Here is a 2,860-nt window from a genome sequence, read left to right as displayed (position 1 = left end):
CCGCGACCGGCAGCGCGCCGCCGGTGGTGTTCCAGCTGCTGCACCAGCCGGTGCTCGACGACCGGCTGTCTCCGTCGAAAGAGGAGTTCCTCACCACGCCGGGCTTCGACGGCGAAGCGGTGCAGTGGATGTGGCGGCACTACGGGGCCGGCGCGGAGGTTCCCGAAGAGGCGGTGCCCGCGCGGGCCGAGGATCTGTCCGGCCTGCCTCCCGCACTGATCACGTGCTCGGAGCTCGATCCGTTGCGCGACGAAGCGATCGACTACGGGCTGCGGCTGCTGTGGTCCGGCGTGGGCACCGGCCTGCATGTGTTCAGCGGTACCTGCCACGGCTTCGACTCGCTGGTCCCGGACTGGGAGGTCAGCGAAGCGCTCTTCGACATGCAGGGCGTCGCACTACGCCGGGCGTTCCTGCGCTAACTCGCGGGCGATCGCCTGGTGGTAGCTGTCGATGTTGGCGGGGTTCACGATACGGAAGAAGTTGTCGGGCAGCGGAGATTCCCGGTAGGCCTCGACCGTCATGGTCCGGCTGAACAGCGTGATGCCGTCGCCGGGTTGAGTGAACTTGTACTGCACGCTGATCCGGCCGGGCATGCCGCCATTGCCCTCGCTGTCGTGGCCGAGGTTGCCGACGGAGTTGAACATCCACAGCCGGGGCCGCATCGCGATCGCCAGGTGCCAGGTGAAGATCCGCTTACCGTCGGGGCCGGCCTCGGTCCAGGTGTCACCGACCTCCAGCGGTAGCTTGTCGGGCACCTTGCCGACATGCGCGCTGCCGGGGTAGGTCCTGGTCCAGTTGACCGGGTTCGTCACGAAGTCGTAGATCTGTTCGGGGGATTGGGTGAACGCCGTCTCCGATGTCGTTGTGACGATTCCCATGCCAGCTCCTTCTCACCTGCCGCGCATCTTTACAAAGTAACGCCATAATGTCACGCTGCCTGGTGGGCGGCCAAGAGGACGCGGGAACTGGGGGTGTCACAGTGGACTTCTCCGAAGTCGTCCTCTCCGAGAGTGATCGAGCTTTCCAGTCCGAGCTGCGCGACTTCCTCTCCTCGGTGGTGACCGAGGAGGTCATCGAGCGCGACCGGCGCACCGGCGACAACTTCGACGAGGGAGTCCATGGGGCCCTCGGGGCGGCCGGGTACCTCGAACGCGACTGGCGCACCGAGGCCGACGGTGGCTTCACCGCCGTCCAGCGGCGGATCTGGGAACTGGAGATCGGGCGGGCCCACACGCCGTGGTTCCACTGGGGCACGACGGCGATGGTCGCCCACGCGGTGACGCAATTCGGTTCCGCGCCGCTGAGAGAGGAGATTCTGCCCGAGGTGCTGGCGGGCCGAATCCGGTTGTGCCTCGGCTACACCGAGCCCGAGGGCGGCTCGGACGTGGCCACCTGCAAGACGCGGGCGGTGCGTGACGGCGACGACTGGATCGTCAACGGCGCGAAGATGTTCACCTCGAACGCCCAGCACGCCCAGTACGTCTTCCTGATCACCAACACCGACCCGGCGGCGCCCAAGCACCAGAGCCTGACGATGCTCCTCGTGCCGCTCGACGCGCCCGGCGTCGAGATCCAGCCGCTGCGGACCGTCGACGGGGATCGCACCAACATCACGTTCTACAGCGACGTCCGCGTCGACGACCGGTACCGGATCGGGCCGGTCAACGGCGGCTGGAGCGTGTTGCGGGAGGCGCTGAACACCGAACACGGCACCGTCGACCGCGACGACACCGGGCTGAGCAAGCTCGCCGTGATGACCGACCAGGCGCTGCTGCTCGCCGACGAACTCGACAGGGTGGCCGCCGACGTGTGGGCCAGCGGGCGACTCGGTGACGAATCGGTGGGATATCGACTGGGGCGCTGTGCGGCCCGGTTGGAGGCGGCGCTGAGCACCCCCGGCATGCTCGGCCGGGTCGCGCTGGCGCAGACGATGCGCGACATCACCCCGGACCTGATGGACATCGGCGGCGCGGCGTCGGCGCTGGAAGACGGACTCAGCGCCGAGTACCTGTTCCGGCTCGCCGCGCCGGTGGGCATCTACGGGGGCACGCTGGACGTGTTCCGCAACATGATCGCCCAGCACGTGCTGGGGCTCGGCCGGCCGAACTACTCGCCGGCGCGTCAGAACGGTGGTGGGTCGTCGCCGTAGTCGGGTTCGCGCCATCCGGTGGCTGATCCCCATGGGGTGTCGCTTCGCGGTGGCGGGTGTGCTCGCCGGTTGCGGCGGCGTTCGGCTTCGATGGATCGGGCTCGGTTGTGGGCGCGGGTGTTTCGGCGTTTGGGCATCATCGCGCCGCGCTTGTCGGTAAGTGGTGGTTCCGGCGGGTCGCCGGTCCACAGGATGCCGGTCGGTGCGCACAGGGCGGGGAACAACAGTCGGCTGCCGGGGTGGGTGGTGTAGGTGTGCCCGGTGGGTGCAGTCCAGACGACGGTCCCGTCGGGGTGTTGGCGGTCGCGCCAGCCGGTCGCCCCGGTCCAGAACGTTTTCAGTAAATGATGAAAACGGCACAGGCACTTCAGGTTTGAGGCGTGCGTGGGTCCCAGGGGGTAGGGCACGGTGTGGTCGATGTCGGCCAGGGTGGCCGGTGCGTCGCAGCCGGGGAAGCGACAGGTCAGGTCTCGGCAGCGGATGAACTCGGCCAACGCCCGCGAAGGGGTGTAGCGCGGCTCGGGCCCGGAATCGTCAGGGTGGATGACCTCGCGGATCTTGGCGCTGCCGAGCAGGCCGTCGAAGAAGGGTGCGGGCATGAACCCGGCTCCGAAGATATAGCCCGGCCGCCCCGGGATCAGGGTGGGTGCGCTGGGCCGCGGTGTGGACGCCGGTGCCGGGGTGGGCTGGGGTCGCGTCCCTTCCTCTGTC

The 2,860-nt window shown here is 68.5% G+C and carries 4 protein-coding genes; 2 read left to right on the top strand and 2 right to left on the bottom strand.

What is annotated here, in order from left to right:
- A partial coding sequence (locus tag MVA01S_RS29385; RefSeq protein WP_159426383.1) for an alpha/beta hydrolase fold domain-containing protein occupies nt 1–419 on the top strand: 419 nt, incomplete at its 5' end.
- Here MVA01S_RS29385 and MVA01S_RS29380 read toward each other — a convergent pair.
- Complete coding sequence (locus MVA01S_RS29380; protein WP_003933235.1) at nt 396–878, bottom strand: hypothetical protein; 483 nt, start codon at nt 876–878, stop codon at nt 396–398. The genes MVA01S_RS29385 and MVA01S_RS29380 overlap by 24 nt on opposite strands.
- 101 nt (nt 879–979) lie before the next feature.
- Between MVA01S_RS29380 and MVA01S_RS29375 the strand changes: the two genes are divergently transcribed.
- Nucleotides 980–2,149, top strand: coding sequence for an acyl-CoA dehydrogenase family protein (locus MVA01S_RS29375; RefSeq protein WP_003933234.1), 1,170 nt, complete (start codon nt 980–982; stop codon nt 2,147–2,149).
- Here the strand turns inward: MVA01S_RS29375 and MVA01S_RS29370 are convergent.
- Nucleotides 2,122–2,860: HNH endonuclease signature motif containing protein (locus MVA01S_RS29370; RefSeq protein ID WP_169801790.1), on the bottom strand; the 739-nt coding region annotated here is incomplete at its 5' end. The two genes, MVA01S_RS29375 and MVA01S_RS29370, sit on opposite strands and share 28 nt — an antisense overlap.

The organism is Mycolicibacterium vaccae NBRC 14118 = CIP 105934 (genome assembly GCF_001552715.1).
Taxonomy (GTDB): Bacteria; Actinomycetota; Actinomycetes; order Mycobacteriales; family Mycobacteriaceae; genus Mycobacterium; species Mycobacterium vaccae.
The sequence above is the reverse complement of the archived record's forward strand: the minus strand, read 5'-3'. Positions and strand labels throughout refer to the sequence as shown.